16 protein-coding genes are annotated in these 15,450 nt (G+C 61.1%); 7 read left to right on the top strand and 9 right to left on the bottom strand.

All coding sequences use genetic code 11. From position 1 onward, the window contains the following. Positions 1–100 precede the first annotated feature (100 nt). From ACM110_RS22720 to ACM110_RS22700, 5 genes are all read right to left on the bottom strand, one after another. Positions 101–1,339, bottom strand: a complete 1,239-nt coding sequence (locus ACM110_RS22720) for a heme biosynthesis protein HemY (protein WP_416129529.1) — start codon at positions 1,337–1,339, stop codon at positions 101–103. Next, positions 1,336–2,487: a uroporphyrinogen-III C-methyltransferase gene (locus ACM110_RS22715; RefSeq protein WP_416129528.1), complete on the bottom strand. Its 1,152-nt coding sequence runs from the start codon at positions 2,485–2,487 to the stop codon at positions 1,336–1,338. Before ACM110_RS22715 ends, ACM110_RS22720 begins: the two co-directional genes overlap by 4 nt. Positions 2,488–2,503: 16 nt before the next feature. Continuing rightward, positions 2,504–3,271, bottom strand: coding sequence for a uroporphyrinogen-III synthase (locus ACM110_RS22710; RefSeq protein ID WP_416129527.1), 768 nt, complete (start codon positions 3,269–3,271; stop codon positions 2,504–2,506). After that, the gene (gene hemC, locus ACM110_RS22705; protein ID WP_416129526.1) at positions 3,268–4,209 is read right to left on the bottom strand and encodes a hydroxymethylbilane synthase; all 942 of its coding nucleotides are present in this window, start codon (positions 4,207–4,209) and stop codon (positions 3,268–3,270) included. Before hemC ends, ACM110_RS22710 begins: the two co-directional genes overlap by 4 nt. A 138-nt stretch (positions 4,210–4,347) precedes the next feature. Beyond that, positions 4,348–5,094 carry a LytR/AlgR family response regulator transcription factor gene (locus ACM110_RS22700; RefSeq protein ID WP_075946453.1) on the bottom strand — a complete coding sequence of 249 codons (747 nt, stop codon included), beginning with the start codon at positions 5,092–5,094 and terminating at the stop codon, positions 4,348–4,350. A 454-nt stretch (positions 5,095–5,548) separates the two neighbouring features. Between ACM110_RS22700 and argH the strand changes: the two genes are divergently transcribed. Further along, positions 5,549–6,943 carry an argininosuccinate lyase gene (argH, locus tag ACM110_RS22695; protein ID WP_416129525.1) on the top strand — a complete coding sequence of 465 codons (1,395 nt, stop codon included), beginning with the start codon at positions 5,549–5,551 and terminating at the stop codon, positions 6,941–6,943. Between the two features lie 118 nt (positions 6,944–7,061). Here the strand turns inward: argH and ACM110_RS22690 are convergent, their stop codons facing one another. Next, on the bottom strand, positions 7,062–7,721 hold the full coding sequence (locus tag ACM110_RS22690) for a glutathione S-transferase (RefSeq protein WP_416129524.1): 660 nt from the start codon (positions 7,719–7,721) through the stop codon (positions 7,062–7,064). Positions 7,722–7,845: 124 nt separating this feature from the next. Between ACM110_RS22690 and ACM110_RS22685 the strand changes: the two genes are divergently transcribed. The 3 genes from ACM110_RS22685 (at position 7,846) to ACM110_RS22675 (ending at position 11,667) form a co-directional block, all read left to right on the top strand. After that, entirely contained in the window at positions 7,846–8,130 is a 285-nt protein-coding gene (locus tag ACM110_RS22685; RefSeq protein ID WP_338583829.1) for a hypothetical protein, read from the top strand. 250 nt (positions 8,131–8,380) lie between these two features. Next, positions 8,381–8,626, top strand: a complete 246-nt coding sequence (locus tag ACM110_RS22680) for a TIGR02647 family protein (RefSeq protein ID WP_057712785.1) — start codon at positions 8,381–8,383, stop codon at positions 8,624–8,626. Positions 8,627–8,820: 194 nt separating this feature from the next. Beyond that, on the top strand, positions 8,821–11,667 hold the full coding sequence (locus ACM110_RS22675) for a class I adenylate cyclase (RefSeq protein WP_416129523.1): 2,847 nt from the start codon (positions 8,821–8,823) through the stop codon (positions 11,665–11,667). 7 nt (positions 11,668–11,674) lie between these two features. Here the strand turns inward: ACM110_RS22675 and rnk are convergent, their stop codons facing one another. The 3 genes from rnk to cyaY form a co-directional block, all read right to left on the bottom strand. Beyond that, positions 11,675–12,085: a nucleoside diphosphate kinase regulator gene (rnk, locus tag ACM110_RS22670; RefSeq protein WP_075946457.1), complete on the bottom strand. Its 411-nt coding sequence runs from the start codon at positions 12,083–12,085 to the stop codon at positions 11,675–11,677. Positions 12,086–12,310: 225 nt separating this feature from the next. Beyond that, positions 12,311–12,535, bottom strand: a complete 225-nt coding sequence (locus ACM110_RS22665) for a DUF1289 domain-containing protein (RefSeq protein WP_416129522.1) — start codon at positions 12,533–12,535, stop codon at positions 12,311–12,313. A gap of 4 nt (positions 12,536–12,539) precedes the next feature. Further along, entirely contained in the window at positions 12,540–12,872 is a 333-nt protein-coding gene (gene cyaY, locus ACM110_RS22660) for an iron donor protein CyaY (RefSeq protein WP_338583832.1), read from the bottom strand. A gap of 308 nt (positions 12,873–13,180) precedes the next feature. On the opposite strand from cyaY, the gene lptM reads away from it, so the two are divergent. The 3 genes from lptM to dapF are packed head-to-tail and all read left to right on the top strand — an operon-like array spanning position 13,181 to position 15,446. Next, positions 13,181–13,354, top strand: a complete 174-nt coding sequence (gene lptM / locus ACM110_RS22655; RefSeq protein WP_338583833.1) for an LPS translocon maturation chaperone LptM — start codon at positions 13,181–13,183, stop codon at positions 13,352–13,354. Positions 13,355–13,363: 9 nt separating this feature from the next. Next, entirely contained in the window at positions 13,364–14,611 is a 1,248-nt protein-coding gene (lysA, locus tag ACM110_RS22650; protein WP_338583834.1) for a diaminopimelate decarboxylase, read from the top strand. Between the two features lie 4 nt (positions 14,612–14,615). Further along, positions 14,616–15,446 (top strand): diaminopimelate epimerase, encoded by an 831-nt coding sequence (dapF, locus tag ACM110_RS22645; protein WP_338583835.1) that lies wholly within the window; start codon positions 14,616–14,618, stop codon positions 15,444–15,446. The last annotated feature ends 4 nt before the right edge of the window (positions 15,447–15,450 follow it).

Genomic DNA, 15,450 nt, shown 5'->3' with positions numbered 1-15,450 from the left:
AGTCCTTTGTAGGACTTTGCTTAAGAGGCAATAGGAAGACAAAAACAGAGCGAATTTCACCGCTCTGAACTGCCTTCCATGCAATGCCTTTGAATAGCTATCAAGCGTGAACCGGCACCGGCAGCGGCGCCGACAACAAGCGCTCATCCAGCAGGCCCAGGCCTTCCTGGAACAGTTGGTTGCTACGCTCGGTATCACCCATTTGCGCGAGCAGCCGCGCGAGTTCGGCGCAGGCTTCAGGGTTGCGTTGTGCGCGCAGACTGCTTTCCAGATAGTCCCGGGCCTTGCCCCACAGGCTGGATTGCAGACACAGACGCCCCAAAGTCAGCAACAGGCTCGGATCGGCGGGATGATCCTTGAGCCAACCTTCGGCAAGCTGAAGCTGACGAGTCGGATCACTGCCGCGAACCAATCCGTAGAGGCGCGCCAGGTGACTGTCGTAGTTGCGCTTGAGGGCTGTGCGCAAGACTTCTTCGGCCTCGACCTGCGCACCCAGTTGCCGCAGCTGTTCGGCATAGGCGAGCACCAACTGAGGCTCCTGACGCTGAGCCGACGTCAGTTGCTGCCAGGCGCGATTGAGCGATTGCAAGCCGACGGTGCCGTCCTCTTCCTGATGCGCCGCCAAGGACAGATTCTTGCCCCAGGCGCGGCGCTCCAGTTCGGCCAGTTCCGCGGGTGGCAGAACTTTGTCCTTGCGCAGTTCCGGCAGCAGGCGAATGACTGCCGACCAGTCGCCCCGCTGCTGATGCAGGCGTTGCAACTGGCGCAGGGTCTGGGCGTTATGAGGGTGACGCTCGTGCATCGCTTGCAGGGTCGACAGGGCGCCGTCGGTATCGCCGCGATCGGTCTGCAATTGTGCGTGGTTCAAGGCAATTGCCAATTCCGCCTGAGGCTGACGCTCAAGCGCGCGCTCCAGCAGGTTGTCGCTCTCCTCGTAATGTCCTTGTTCGTTCGCCGCACGCGCTGCACCGAGGTAGTACAGCAACGGTTGCCGCTCGGCTTCCGCAGCTCGATGCAAATGACGCTGCGCGCTGGCCCAGCGACCTTCGGCCAGGTCCAGTTGACCATGTTCGATCGCTACCTGAACCCGGCGACTGCGATTACGCCGCGACCAGGGATTGACCACGCCACCGGAGGTCGTCACCAGTTCGATCAACGCCTTGATGCCCCAGAACACCAGCCAGAGAACCGCCAGCAGCGCCAGGGTTGCCCACAGGCTCGATTCGAAGCGGAAGCTCTTGTAGGCGATCAGCACGTAACCGGAATGCTCGGCGATCGCCAGCCCCAACGCAGCGGCGGCGGCAATGACCAGGAACACGATCACATAGAGGCGTTTCATGGCGTGGCCTCCTGGGTGGCAGGTTTGGCCAGCGGTTTGATCGAGTCTTCGGCATTGACGTTACGTCGCTCCAGATAACCCTGAACCGCGCTCAGCGTGCCGGTCAGGTCCGGGGTGACCACAGTGACCGGTTGCTTGCTCAGCTCCGCCACCTGTTCAAGCATCACTTTGCTCTGCGGGTTGTCCGGGTTGAAGTTGCCCTTGAGCACATCCCGCGCCTCATCCAGCGCCTGGCTGTAAACCGCGGCCTGACCGTTGAGCGCGGCCCATTGCGCCTGCTCCAGTGCCAGGCTCAGCGCCAGGCGCACCTGGCTCAGGCTCTGCCCGGCCAAGAGTGGGCGTACATTTTTGTCGGCGTTGAAATCGATGCGGATGTAGCGCGAGATCTGATCCCACCATTGCGCCCAGCGGCTGGCGCCATCGCCATCGGCGGTCAGGCCCAGCAGCGATTCGCCGCGATCCTTGTACTCGGGTGCCAGCTCGGTGAGGCTGATGACTTGATCGCGCAGCGCACCCAGGCGCAGGAACAAACCGGTGCGATCCGGCTGCTCGGTGCTGCGCAAGGCCACCAGCGTCTTGGCCACTTGCTCGCGGGCGGCGAAGGAACCGGGGTCATTCTGTTCGCGGAGAATTTCATCGGCGCCCTGCACCAGGGCCTGGGCGCTGCTGATGTCCTGCAACGCCGAAAGACGCAGGCTGGCCAGACGCAACAGGTGCTCGGCTTCAGCCAGACGCCAGTCCTTGCGGCTGGCGCCGAGGACGGTTTCCAGACGTTGATTGAGTCGCTGCTGATCACCCTGCAACTGGATCACCAGACGGCTGCGCTCTTCCAGCACATCGGCGCCGGGCAGTTGCTCAAGACGCGCGCTCAGGCGCTGTTCATTGAGCTTCAGGCTTTGCGCCTCATCGCTCAACGCCTGAACCTGGCTCAACTGCTGCTGGTTGCTCGTTTGCAGGTGACGCACCTGCCAGACTCCCCAACCACCTACCGCAACACCGGCGGCGCCCAGCAGCAGCGCGACGATTGCCAGCCCATTGCCTCGCCCAGGCTGTGCAGCAGGGGGAGGCGGCATTTCATTAACAGGAGCATCAACCGGTGCATCAAGCACAGGCCGCGAGTCATCTTTAGGCAAGGCTGTTTCGCTCACGTATCCATCCTTTGCATTAGAGAACGGGTTCGGGATACTCCCGTAACGCCGTCAGCAAAGCCGCGGCACTCGCGCCACGACAATCCACAACTGTCAGGGCACCGGCAGCTTGTGCCAGCTCGGCGACCCTGGGGCTTGGTACAAACAACGGCAACCGCGCCAACTGCGGCCAGGCATCGCCAGCCAGTTGATGCAGGTGCCCAAAACCCTGTCCACTGCTGACCACCAGTGCGTTCAGGTGTTCCGCTTCAATCAGGTCCGGCAGCGCTGCCGGCGGGTATTGCGGCAGCTCGCGACGATACAGTTCCAGATACTCGACACTAGCACCTCGCTCGCGCAAGCGCTCGGCCAGCAGTTCGCGCCCGCCCTCGCCGCGCAGGATCAATACCCGCGGATCAGGGCACGCGATAGCCTCGAGCAACGCTGCGAGTTCGAGCAAGGCTTCGCTGTCATCGCCGCCCTCGGGGAAGCTCACGTCCAGGCCGTGATCCTCAAGGATCTGCGCCGTCGCCGCGCCGACACTGAACCACTTCACTAACGGTGCTTGCGCGCCAAACTGCTCGATCAGGTCGACACCGATTCGCGCAGCGGGTTTGCTGACCACGATCACCGCGCAGTAGCGATCCAGCGCCCGGATCACATCGCGCATTGTGTCAGAGGCCGGGATCGGCACGATGTCCAAAAGCGGCAGGCTGCTGCTGAAAATCCCCTGCCCGGCCAACAGATCGCCCAGCGCCGCCGACTCATCCGCGGGACGCGTCAGCAGTAGGCGCCAGCCTGTCACTCGTGACCTGCCTCGCCGTAAACCGCTTTGAGGATGTCGGCGGCGCCCTGGCTCAAAAGGTCTTCGGCCACTTGCACACCCAAAGCTTCGGCATCGCCACGCGGCGCGCGAGCCTGGGCACTGAGCAACAGACCGCCGCTCGGATCGCCCACCAGGCCACGCAACCAGACCTGCTCGCCCTCCAGCACGGCGTAGCAGGCGATCGGCACCTGGCAACCGCCATTCAGATGTTTGTTGAGGGCACGTTCGGCGGTCACGCGAGTGGCGGTGTCCAGATGGTGCAGCGGCGCCAGCAGGGCGTGAATTTCGCTGTCGGCAGTCCGGCACTCGATCCCCACCGCGCCTTGGCCACCGGCCGGCAGGCTGTCGTCGACGCTGATGGCCGAGGTGATGCGATCTTCAAAACCCAGTCGGATCAAACCGGCCGCGGCGAGAATAATGGCGTCGTATTCACCGGCATCGAGCTTGGCCAGGCGCGTGTTCACATTACCGCGCAGGAAGCGGATTTCCAGGTCCGGGCGACGGGTCAGCAACTGGGCCTGACGGCGCAGGCTCGACGTGCCGACGATGCTGCCTTGCGGCAACTCATCGAGGCTGGCGTAGGTATTGGAGACAAATGCGTCGCGCGGGTCTTCGCGCTCGCAGATGCAGAACAGACCGAGGCCTTCGGGGAAGTCCATCGGCACGTCTTTCATGGAGTGCACGGCGATGTCGGCTTCGTTTTCCAGCAGCGCGGTTTCCAGTTCCTTGACGAACAGGCCCTTGCCGCCGATTTTCGACAGCGGCGAGTCGAGCAGCTTGTCGCCGCGACTGACCATGGGCACCAAGGTCACGAGCAGACCCGGGTGGGCCTCCTCCAGGCGGGCTTTGACGTATTCGGCCTGCCACAGGGCGAGAGCACTTTTGCGGGTGGCGATGCGGATTTGGCGAGAGGACATGGATAAATCCGTACTGAATAGATACGGCGGATAATAACAGCTCAGCCAAATCCACTTTGACTTGTATCAGAAACTACTCGGCCTCCCTGGCCCCGGATGTCCGGCAATCGGGTGTGAAATTCGTCTGCGCCCAGCGAATTAAAGCTGTTGCATCATCTTCCGTACGCCGGCCACATGGCGCCGACTGACGATCAATGCATCGCCGTTCAAGCCTTTGAGGAACAGCTGAAAATGCCCCAGAGGCGTTCGTTGCAAGCGTTCGATGCGCTCGCGAGCGACCAGTGCGTTGCGGTGGATGCGCACGAAACGGTCACCGAATTCGTCTTCAAGGGCCTTGAGCGGTTCATCGAGCAACACTTCGCCGGCTTCGTGGCGCAAGGTCACGTATTTGTGATCGGCAATGAAGTAGACCACTTGATCCAGCGGAATCAGCTCGATCCCTTTGCGGGTGCGGGCGCTGATATGGCTGCGTGGGCCACTGCCACTTTCGGCGGCCGGCCGTGTCAGGGCCGAGAGTTGAACACGATTGGGGCGTTCGGCCTTTTTTAACGCGTCATGTAAATGTTCAGTTCTCACAGGTTTCACCAGATAGCCTACGGCGCTGGCCTGTAAGGCTTCCACGGCAAATTCATCGGGCCCGGTGCAAAACACCACGGCGGGCGGGGTTTCGCGTTCGCACAATCGCGCGGCCACTTGCAGGCCATCGAGGCCTGGCATGCGGATATCGAGCAGCACGATATCCGGCTTGTGGCTGTCGATCAGTGCCAACGCTTCTTCGCCGTTCGTGGCGCTGGGCTCCAGGACACTGTATCCCTCGAGTTCGCCAACCATTCGGCTCAGGCGCTCGCGGGCAAGGGGGTCGTCATCAACGATCAGGACATTCATATTGCGCTGGATTCCTGCGTGAGTCTCGCACAAGGATAGCGTAGACAGGTGAAGTGACGTCCGTCACCGCGATCCACGCTAAGACTAGCGCGAGCGTCAAAAAGTGCCGCTGGTCGGGCAGCTAAATTTTCATCTGCCGGGCGATTAGCGGCCCAGGCCCGCTTTGGCGACACATCGCCACAGGGTTTGCTGATACGCAATATGAACACCCCCTCTTCTTATAGTCAGCGGCTGCACCGAGAAGTGCACTGTTCCTACTGACCAACTGTAGACGGTTGCCGGAACGATATTGCTCAAATGGAAAATATCATTGTGCAAAATGTTGAGACGCCGCCCTGGGCATGGCGCACGCTGCAAAAACCAGTCGACCAGTGTCAGCGACAGGATTGGCAACCCTGTTATTATCCGCGCCAGCTTTCAACGCCATTCTTCTTCAGCCGATACGAGCGAATTCATGAGCACTGACAAGACCAATCAGTCCTGGGGCGGCCGCTTCAGTGAACCCGTCGACGCCTTCGTCGCCCGCTTCACCGCCTCCGTCACTTTCGACCAGCGCCTGTATCGCCACGACATCATGGGCTCGATCGCCCACGCCACCATGCTGGCCAAGGTCGGTGTGCTGACCGATGCCGAGCGCGACAGCATCGCTGATGGCCTGAAGACCATCCAGGGTGAAATCGAGGCCGGCCAGTTCGACTGGCGCATCGACCTCGAAGACGTGCACATGAACATCGAGGCACGCCTGACCGACCGTATCGGCGTGACCGGCAAAAAGTTGCACACCGGACGTAGCCGTAACGACCAGGTCGCCACCGATATCCGCCTGTGGCTGCGTGACGAGATTGACCTGATCCTGGGCGAAATCACCCGCCTGCAAAAAGGCTTGCTGGAACAGGCCGAGCGCGAAGCCGGCAGCATCATGCCGGGGTTCACCCACCTGCAAACCGCGCAGCCAGTGACCTTCGGGCACCACATGCTGGCCTGGTTCGAAATGCTCAGCCGTGACTACGAGCGTCTGGTCGACTGCCGCAAGCGCACCAACCGCATGCCTTTGGGCAGCGCTGCGCTGGCGGGCACGACCTACCCGATCGATCGCGAATACACCGCACAACTGCTGGGCTTCGACGCCGTCGGCGGCAACTCGCTGGACAACGTGTCCGATCGTGACTTCGCTATCGAATTCTGCTCGGCTGCCAGCATCGCGATGATGCACCTGTCGCGTTTCTCCGAAGAGCTGGTGCTGTGGACCAGCGCGCAGTTCCAGTTCATCGATCTGCCAGACCGCTTCTGCACCGGCAGCTCGATCATGCCGCAAAAGAAAAACCCGGACGTGCCGGAGCTGGTGCGTGGCAAGACCGGCCGGGTATTCGGTGCACTGATGGGCCTGCTGACCCTGATGAAAGGGCAGCCTCTGGCCTACAACAAGGACAACCAGGAAGACAAGGAGCCGCTGTTCGACGCCGCCGATACCCTGCGCGACTCGCTGCGCGCCTTCGCCGACATGATCCCGGCAATCAAGCCCAAGCACGCGATGATGCGCGAAGCAGCCCTGCGCGGTTTCTCCACCGCCACCGACCTGGCCGACTACCTGGTGCGCCGCGGCCTGCCGTTCCGTGACTGCCACGAAATCGTTGGTCATGCCGTGAAATACGGCGTGGAGAGCGGCAAGGACCTGGCGGAAATGAGCCTGGAAGAACTGCGCAAGTTCAGCGAACAGATCGACCAGGACGTGTTCGCCGTGCTGACCCTGGAAGGTTCGGTCAATGCCCGGAACCACATCGGCGGCACTGCGCCAGCGCAGGTGAAGGCAGCCGTGGTGCGCGGTCAGGCGTTGCTCGCCAGCCGCTAAAAGCATCGCGGGCAAGCCTTGCTCCTACAGATTTGTGTCCTGCCACAAGCACATGAACGACACAAAACCTGTAGGAGCATGGCTTGCCCGCGATGACATTCACAAGAACGCTACAAATCTACTTCTTGGACGCGACCATCGCCATAAACGCCGGCATCGCCGCTTCCTTGTCGTTCGCGATCCGTTGCACATTCGGATTCTGCTCCAGTCGTTCCAGCAGTGCCTTCGCCGCTGGCATCTCAGCCAACAAGTCAATGCCGAACAGCTTTTTCGCCACGCCACAGGCCAGCGGCACGCTGTACAGGAAATACAAATCCGCCACGCTCAGGCTGTCGCCCGCCACGTAAGGGCTGAATTTGCCGTGCCTGGCCAGTGATGCAATGCCCAGCAGCAATTCGGTTTTGGTCTTTTCCTTGATCGCGTCTGGCAGCGTCATGCCGAAAAACGCTTCCGGGTAGCACGCCCGGCCCGGCAACTCGATGTACAACTCGATCTCCTTGGCCAGCGCCAGCACATGTGCCCGCGCCAAAGGATCAACCGGCAGCAGCGGCGTACCTTTCTGGCTTTGCTCGATGTATTCGAGAATCACACTGGTTTCATTGATGAAACCCTGCTCAACGCCCAGCACCGGCACCTTGCCGCGCGGGCTGATGGCCAGCGCTTCCGGCGTTTGGCCGCCGTAGAACGGCACCTCTTCGAACGGCAGTCCCTTTTCGAGCAGCGCCAGTTTCACCATGTTGTAGTAGTTGCTGACAGAAAATCCGTAAAGCTTAAGCATCACAAAGCCTCCAGGCCGTGCGGGGTGGGCAGTGCCTGTTTATAGAACGCTCCCGTGTTTCTTGCCAGCAGCATCACGCGGCTGAATGCGGGTAAACTGGCCGCCTTTCCTTGAGGAGCCTGCCATGAGCGAGCCAAACGATATCGACGCCGACGAAGAAGAGTTCGCCGAGAACACGCTGATCGAAGCCATCGAGAACCAGATCGAAAGCGACAATCCGCCAGCCGCCAAAGCCACCTTCAACAAGCTGACGCTGGTGGGTTACGAGCGCGATGAAATTCTCAATCTGATGGCCCACGTCCTGGCGGTAGAAATCGACGCAATCCTCGAAGAAGACCGCGCGTTCAACACCGAATGGTACGAAGCTGCGTTGCGGGCGTTGCCAGAATTGCCGCCGGAAAAGAAGTAAATCGAGCACCCATACTGTAGGAGCAAGGCTTGCCCGCGATTGCTGCACCGCGGTCTATCAGATGAACCGCGTAATCGTTCATCGCGGGCAAGCCTTGCTCCTACAAGTAACGACTACACTTCAGACCGCCCCGCTACCGGGGGAATGCCGCCCCAATCGAAAAAACCCTGTCGCGAGCACTGGACATGCCGCACGAGTGGGATCACCTTAGGGGCGCTGTCGTCCAATTCCTAGAAAGTCTGGAGTCCTTATGTCGCTTACCCCTGAGTTGGTTGCCGAACTGGAAGTCCTCGCACTCTTCAACCTGGACAGTTCCCAGGAAGGTTTGAAAATTCATCAGACCGCTGCCCCGAAACACATTGCCGCTGCCAAACGCCTCTTTGAAAAAGAACTCACAGACCAGCCTGATGGCGGTTACCTGACCAGCCTGGGTCGTGACGCCGCGCAAAATGTGCAAACCGTGCTGACCATTCTTAATGCCGAAGTAACAGCCTGAATTCCCCCGCATCGCCCACGGGAACCCCTGCCACGGGATTTCCGCGGGCAGACTCGGTTATCTACTGTTGTCGTACGGTAGAAATCTGACGCCAAAAAAACAAAATCAGCTTAAATGTCCCGGGGTCGAGGCGCTAAACTGCCACTCATTCCGAGAGCCCCACATCCGAGCCCTGCGAGCCGGTTTGAGCTGACATGACCCGCACCCATGAAATCCGCCCCGATCTGGACGAAGGAATCGACCGCAAGGTTCTCAGTCAGCTGCGCGCGCGTTTCCTGAAGCTCAACGAGGGCCGCATGGCGCGTGCCATGGAAGGCTTGTCGACCCGTCAACAGGGGGTGTTGAGCCTCCTGCCGCTGTTTTTCCACGTCAACCATCCGCTGTTGCCGGGCTACGTCTCAGGCAGCACGCCCGCCGGGTTGTCGAATTACGAGCCGGACGCCAACGTCCTCGCCGAAGCCCAACGCCTGACTCGTTCGTTTTCCTACAAGCCACGTCACGGCAGCAATCCGCCACGACCGATTCACGGTTTGTTCCTGATGGGCAGCCTCGGCACCCTGGCCCAGGCTGACCAGAGCGATATGGACGTGTGGGTTTGTCACGGGTCGGACCTGAGCGAAACCGAGCTGGCCGAGCTGCGCAAGAAATGTCAGTTGCTTGAAGCATGGGCCGCCAGCCAAGGCGCCGAGGCACACTTTTTCCTGATCGATCCGGTGCGTTTCGTGCGGGGCGAGCGCGATAACCAGTTGAGCTCGGAAGACTGCGGCACCACCCAGCATTATCTGTTGCTGGACGAGTTCTATCGCACCGCCATCTGGCTGGCCGGGCGCACACCCATCTGGTGGCTGGTGCCGGTCTATGAAGAGGCAAGCTACGACCGCTATACCCATACGCTGCTATCCAAGCGTTTCATTCGCGCCGACGAAACGCTGGACCTTGGGCATCTGGCCTTTATCCCGCCCGGCGAGTTCATTGGTGCCGGGCTCTGGCAGTTGTTCAAGGGCATCGAGTCGCCCTACAAGTCGGTGCTCAAGCTGCTGCTGACCGAGGTTTACGCCAGCGAACACCCCAAGGTCCAGTGCCTGAGCCTGCGCTTCAAGCAGGCGGTGTTTGCCAACCGGCTCGACCTCGATGAACTGGACCCGTACGTCGTGGTGTACCGGCGCATCGAGGAATACCTGATTGGCCGCAACGAACCTGAACGGTTGGAGCTGGTGCGGCGTGCGCTGTACCTGAAGGTCAATCGCAAGCTCACCGGCAACAGCGGTCGCACCCAGGGCTGGCAACGCGCGCTGCTCGAACGCCTGGCCCACGAATGGCAATGGGACCATCGCCAGTTGGCCCTGCTCGATAGTCGCAGCCAATGGAAAGTCCGCCAGGTCAGCTCCGAACGTCGAGCCTTGGTCAACGAACTGAATTACAGCTATCGCTTCCTGACCCAGTTTGCCCGTAATGAACAAACCGTCAGCCTGATCAACAAGCGCGACCTCAGCGTGCTCGGCCGACGCCTGTATGCGGCCTTCGAACGCAAGGCGGACAAGGTCGAGTTCATCAACCCCGGCATCGCCCCGGACCTGGCCGAAGACACCCTGACGCTGGTCCATTCGGCCGACAAAAAAGAACCGGGACAAAGCCAATGGGGCCTTTACAACGGCAGCCTGACGGCGCTTGAGTGGGAACATTTCGCGCCGATCAAGCGCAGCCGGCAGTTGCTCGAACTGCTCACCTGGTGCCACCGCAACGGCGTGATCGACAGCAGCACCCGCCTGGCCTTGCACCCGGGCAGCAGCGACTTGAGCGAATTCGAGTTGTTCAACCTGCTCGGCAGCCTGCAACAGAGCATCCCCTTGCCTTTGCCGACCGTCGCCGAAGAACCGTTGCTGCGCGCCAGCGTGCCCAGCGAAGTGCTGATCCTGGTGAACGTCGGCGTCGATCCGCTCAAGCACCACCGCGACTTGAATATCCTGATGACCACCGAGCGTACCGACTCCCTGAGCTACGCCGGCGTTCGGGAAAACCTGGTACTGACCCTGGATCAGGTCACGCTCAACAGCTGGAACGAAGTGCTGGTCAACCGTTACGACGGCCCCCACGCCCTGCTCGACTGCATGCGCGACTACCTCAACAACTTGCCGGACGGCCCGCGACAACCCCGGTTGCGCGTGCGTTGTTTCTGCCACAACCGTGCGCAGTTCATTGCCCAGCGCGTCGAAGACATCCTCGACACGGCGCAAAACCTGCTGCTGAGCAAACTCAATCATCGCTACGTGATTCAGGTCCAGCAGCATTACCACGTGCTGGAATTGGTGCCCGGCAAGGTCGAACACGTCGCCGCCGCCACGCTGCCCGCGCTGTTCGATTACCTGGGTGAAGAATTGCCCCGTTACAGCCCGCTGCACCTGGACCCGATGGCATTGGAAGATCACGACCTGGCGCTGCTCCTGCCCATGGGCCAGCCCGAGTGCATTCAGGTGTTCTACCGGATCAACGAAGATCAGGCCGACCTGTATGTACTCGATGAATTCAATGCCTTGTGGCACCAGCGTTTACCGTGGCATGACGAGCAAAGCCTGCTGGTGCCGTTGCAACGGTTCCTGCAATCGATTCAGTACCGACGCGACGCCTTGCAGCCCATGGACGCCGTACAACCTCCGAGCCTGGAAACACTGTATTACCAGCTGCTGCCCTCAGGCACTGGCCGCGCGCGTCGCGTCGAAGCTCGTCCGGCGCCGCAAACCCCGGTCAACAAACCGTTCTACGACGTACAGGCGATCGTCGGCAAAGCCGCACCAGGCAGGGTGCAGGTCACGTTGTATTGCAATCAGCGGGAGTTTTCAGAGCTGGAGCATGGCGACCAGCTGTTCAGTGTGGTCGCCCGGGAAATCGTCGGGCAACGCCGCGAGACCGAACGCTACCGCTGCTACATCACCGATCTGGACCTGTCGGGCCTGCTCGGTGATGGTCAGGGTTCAAGCAATCTGTATCTGCGTTACAAGGCCGACCTGGAGCGCGCATTGAACGAGGCGCTCGAGCAGGTCTGACGGGGAGTCATTCCGGGAAGTGGCCGCCTTGGGCTGGCTGTGATTCGACTTCCAGCAGGGTCAGCTTCAAGGTCTTGCCACCCGGTGCCGGCCAGTCGATGTGTTGACCGACTTTCAAGCCCAGCAACGCGCTGCCGACCGGTGCCAGAATCGAGATTTTGCCTTCGTCGGCATTGGCATCCTTGGGGTACACCAGCGTCAGGTGGTAGTCCTTGCCACTGCTCTCTTCACGGCAGTGAACGCGGGAATTCATGGTCACGACATCGGCGGGCACTTCATCGTGACCGACCAGTGTATCGGCGCGATCCAGTTCGGTTTGCAGCGCGATAACGCCCGGCAGCGTGTCATCCAGGCTGTCGATCAGACGCTCCAGACGTTGAACGTCCAGACGGGTAAGGGTGATGGAAGGTGCGGTCATGATCAGGGCAGACTCCTTTCTTCTGCACGAAAAAAGCAAAACCCCGCCAGAAAAAGGCGGGGTTTTCACAAGCCTCGATGGGTTGAGGCGTATCCGGACACTATCACAGCTCAAAAAATATACAAGCCGCCACCCGGCGGCGTAGGAGCTGCCGGAGGCTGCGATCTTTTGATCTTTGCGAACCGCGCCACCTGAAGATCAGAAGATCGCAGCCTCCGACAGCTCCTACAGGGGGGCGGCTGCCTTGCGATTCGAAGCTTGCGCGCAAATCACCCGCCGACGCTCGTCATCCGCCGAGCGCCATTCGCGGATGTCTTCGACATGGCGGAAACATCCGAGGCAGACTTTCTGCTCATCCAGCCGACAGACACCGCTGCACGGTGACGGCACCGCCGGGCTGACATTGCTGTAGAGCGGCTTGGGCGGACGGACGGGAGCGGGCTGGGTCACGACGTTACAGGCCTTCGAAATCGAAATCGGCACCGGCCTGCTGCTTGACGATGCGCTCAAGCATTTCGCCCAGTTGCTCTTCGCTCTTGTCGCACATCCAGCGCTCGCTTTCTTCGTCGTAATCGAAGTGGAAACCGCCGGATACCGCTGCCAGCCACAACTGGCGCAAAGGTTCCTGGCGGCTGAAGATCAACTGGCTGCCGTTCTCGAACTTGACGGTGAGCACACCGGCCGAGCTCTCCAGATCGATATCCAGGTCGCTGTCGTCAAAGATGTCCTCCAGCGTTTGCTGGGTGGCATCGACCAGATCGTGGAAACGCGCTTCGGACAAACTCATTACGGCAACCTCAAAAAGTGTCTGATCAGGCTCAAGCGCCGCAAGATACGACCGAGCACCGGTGATTGCAAAGGATAACGACCAAGGGGCCCTAACACTTCACCCTGTGGGAGCGGGCTTGCCCGCGATGGGGCCGGCAAATCCAACATCAATGTCGACTGAACCGCCGCTATCGCGGGCAAGCCCGCTCCCACAGGGTTCGATGTGCTTGCGGCCCAGGCCCGCCGGACGGGAGCCCCATCGCATAGGCAAGCTGCCGGGTGGCCGGTATACTCCGGCGCAATTAATGCATTTTCAAGGATTTCGCCATGAAGCGCCTGATCTCTTCCCTTGCTGCGCTCCTCGCGGTTGCCTGTCTCGTGTCGGCCTGCGGCCAAAAAGGCCCGCTGTACCTGCCCGATGACGACCAGGACCCTGCAGAGCAGGCCCAGTCGTCACAAAAGCAGCCGTCAAAAGCACACAAGCACGACGTCTTCCAATAAGGGATCGCCATGGACGCTTTTAACTACCGTGACGGTGAACTGTTCGCGGAAGGTGTTGCCCTGTCTGCTATCGCCGATCGCTTTGGTACACCGACCTACGTTTACTCGCGCGCGCACATCGAAGCCCAGTACCTGGCTTACGCCGACGCGCTGGCCGGCATGCCGCACCTGGTGTGCTTTGCGGTCAAGGCCAACTCCAACCTGGGTGTATTGAATGTCCTGGCGCGCCTCGGCGCCGGTTTTGACATCGTTTCCCGTGGCGAGCTGGAACGCGTACTGGCCGCTGGCGGCAGTGCCGACAAGATCGTGTTCTCCGGCGTCGGCAAGACCCGTGACGACATGCGTCGCGCCCTGGAAGTCGGCGTGCACTGCTTCAACGTTGAATCCACCGACGAACTCGAACGCCTGCAAGTGGTGGCCGCCGAGCTGGGCGTTCGTGCGCCGATTTCGCTGCGCGTGAACCCGGACGTTGATGCCGGCACCCATCCATACATTTCCACCGGTCTCAAAGAGAACAAGTTCGGCATCGCCATTGCCGACGCCGAAGACGTGTACGTACGCGCCGCGCAGCTGCCGAACCTGGAAGTGGTCGGCGTCGATTGCCACATCGGTTCGCAACTGACCACCCTGCCACCCTTCATCGACGCTCTCGATCGCCTGCTGGGCTTGGTCGACCGCCTCGGCGATTGCGGCATCTACCTGCGCCACATCGATCTCGGCGGCGGTCTGGGCGTGCGTTATCGGGATGAAGAGCCGCCATTGGCCGCTGACTACATCAAAGCCGTGCGCGAGCGTCTCGACGGTCGCGACCTGGCACTGGTGTTCGAGCCGGGCCGCTTCATCGTGGCCAACGCCGGCGTGCTGCTGACTCAGGTCGAATACCTCAAGCACACCGAACACAAAGATTTCGCCATTGTCGACGCGGCCATGAACGACCTGATCCGCCCGGCGCTGTATCAAGCCTGGATGGACGTCACCGCCGTGCGCCCGCGCACCACCGCTGCCCGCGCCTACGACATCGTCGGCCCGATCTGCGAGACCGGCGACTTCCTGGCCAAGGATCGTCAGCTGGCACTGGAAGAAGGCGACCTGCTGGCCGTGCATTCGGCTGGCGCCTACGGGTTTGTCATGAGTTCCAACTACAACACCCGCGGCCGTGCCGCCGAAGTGTTGGTGGACGGTGATCAGGCATTTGAAGTGCGACGCCGTGAGACGGTAGCCGAGTTGTTTGCTGGCGAAAGCCTGCTGCCGGAGTAAACCCATGCTGCTGCGTTTTACCAAGATGCACGGCCTGGGCAATGACTTCATGGTCCTCGACCTGGTCAGCCAGCACGCGCATATTCTGCCCAAGCACGCCAAGCTGTGGGGTGATCGGCATACGGGAATCGGTTTCGACCAGTTGCTGATCGTCGAAGCGCCGAGCAACCCGGATGTGGATTTCCGCTATCGGATCTTCAACTCCGACGGCTCCGAAGTTGAACAGTGCGGCAACGGTGCACGCTGCTTCGCGCGCTTCGTGCTCGACAAGCGCCTGACCGCCAAGCGCCTGATCCGCGTCGAAACCAAAAGCGGCATCATCGAGCTGGATGTTCGCAACGATGGGCAAATCGGCGTCAACATGGGCGCCCCGCGCCTGGTGCCGGCGGATATTCCGTTCCAGGCACCGGAGCAGGCCCTGAGTTATCAGGTCGACGTCGATGGCACGCCGGTCGAGCTGGCCGCCGTATCCATGGGCAACCCCCATGCCGTGCTGCGAGTGAGCGATATCAACAGCGCACCGGTGCATGAACTGGGGCCGAAAATCGAACATCACCCGCGTTTTCCAGCGCGGGTCAATGTCGGGTTTATCCAGGTCATCGACCGCAACCGCGCGCAGTTGCGCGTCTGGGAACGCGGGGCCGGGGAAACCCAGGCGTGCGGAACCGGCGCCTGTGCCGCCGCAGTGGCCGCGATCAGCCAGGGGTGGATGGATTCGCCGCTATTGATCGACCTGCCTGGCGGGCGCCTGTCCATTGAATGGGCGGGTCCTGGCCAACCGGTGATGATGACCGGCCCGGCAGTGCGCGTATACGAAGGACAAGTGCGTCTTTGAGTGA

This window comes from Pseudomonas sp. NFX98 (assembly GCF_047784845.1).
GTDB lineage: Bacteria > Pseudomonadota > Gammaproteobacteria > Pseudomonadales > Pseudomonadaceae > Aquipseudomonas.
This window is presented reverse-complemented; position numbering and strand designations above follow the sequence as displayed.

What these genes read in the sequence shown, in the direction of transcription:
- dapF (WP_338583835.1), top strand. Translation starts at nt 14,616, where the DNA reads ATGCTGCTGCGTTTTACCAAGATGCACGGCCTGGGCAATGACTTCATG.
- hemC (WP_416129526.1), bottom strand. Translation starts at nt 4,209, where the DNA reads ATGTCCTCTCGCCAAATCCGCATCGCCACCCGCAAAAGTGCTCTCGCC.
- lptM (WP_338583833.1), top strand. Translation starts at nt 13,181, where the DNA reads ATGAAGCGCCTGATCTCTTCCCTTGCTGCGCTCCTCGCGGTTGCCTGT.
- argH (WP_416129525.1), top strand. Translation starts at nt 5,549, where the DNA reads ATGAGCACTGACAAGACCAATCAGTCCTGGGGCGGCCGCTTCAGTGAA.
- rnk (WP_075946457.1), bottom strand. Translation starts at nt 12,085, where the DNA reads ATGACCGCACCTTCCATCACCCTTACCCGTCTGGACGTTCAACGTCTG.
- ACM110_RS22700 (WP_075946453.1), bottom strand. Translation starts at nt 5,094, where the DNA reads ATGAATGTCCTGATCGTTGATGACGACCCCCTTGCCCGCGAGCGCCTG.
- cyaY (WP_338583832.1), bottom strand. Translation starts at nt 12,872, where the DNA reads ATGAGTTTGTCCGAAGCGCGTTTCCACGATCTGGTCGATGCCACCCAG.
- lysA (WP_338583834.1), top strand. Translation starts at nt 13,364, where the DNA reads ATGGACGCTTTTAACTACCGTGACGGTGAACTGTTCGCGGAAGGTGTT.
- ACM110_RS22690 (WP_416129524.1), bottom strand. Translation starts at nt 7,721, where the DNA reads ATGCTTAAGCTTTACGGATTTTCTGTCAGCAACTACTACAACATGGTG.
- ACM110_RS22675 (WP_416129523.1), top strand. Translation starts at nt 8,821, where the DNA reads ATGACCCGCACCCATGAAATCCGCCCCGATCTGGACGAAGGAATCGAC.
- ACM110_RS22680 (WP_057712785.1), top strand. Translation starts at nt 8,381, where the DNA reads ATGTCGCTTACCCCTGAGTTGGTTGCCGAACTGGAAGTCCTCGCACTC.
- ACM110_RS22685 (WP_338583829.1), top strand. Translation starts at nt 7,846, where the DNA reads ATGAGCGAGCCAAACGATATCGACGCCGACGAAGAAGAGTTCGCCGAG.
- ACM110_RS22720 (WP_416129529.1), bottom strand. Translation starts at nt 1,339, where the DNA reads ATGAAACGCCTCTATGTGATCGTGTTCCTGGTCATTGCCGCCGCCGCT.